The 361-nt window shown below is 35.7% G+C and carries 1 pseudogene; it reads right to left on the bottom strand.

Going from position 1 to position 361, the window contains the following annotated elements:
• A pseudogene (locus ACFIM8_RS09270) lies at nucleotides 1–361 on the bottom strand (hypothetical protein); the annotation flags it as partial.

The raw sequence follows: 361 nt of genomic DNA, 5'->3' as shown, positions 1-361 counted from the left end.
CATCCTTGATGTTTTCATTAATGCACGATGCTTCCGGATAAATTTGCCCATAGCAAAATTCTTGATGCTTGCGTTTCAAGAAATGTTGTTTTGACGATTGTGCATTTTCAGGCTGTAACCAAATGATTTCTTGTTTTCTGAAAAAAATAATTAAAGCAGCCCCCCCAAAAATCACAGCCATAACTCCTGCCAACCACAAATTAGCTTGCCAGAATGTTGAAAAAATATGACCGTATAAAAAACTGAATGCAAAGGATACAACAGCTGTAATAATGGCTGTAAATGATAAAACAGTTGCGATAGCTTTGGGATCAATCAGTGAATTTATAAGAAGAGACGACAAATAAGATCGATAAGCAGA

Origin of the sequence: Bartonella sp. AC535YNZD (assembly GCF_042196625.1) — a bacterium.
In the GTDB taxonomy this organism is placed as follows: domain Bacteria; phylum Pseudomonadota; class Alphaproteobacteria; order Rhizobiales; family Rhizobiaceae; genus Bartonella.
The sequence above is the reverse complement of the archived record's forward strand: the minus strand, read 5'-3'. Positions and strand labels throughout refer to the sequence as shown.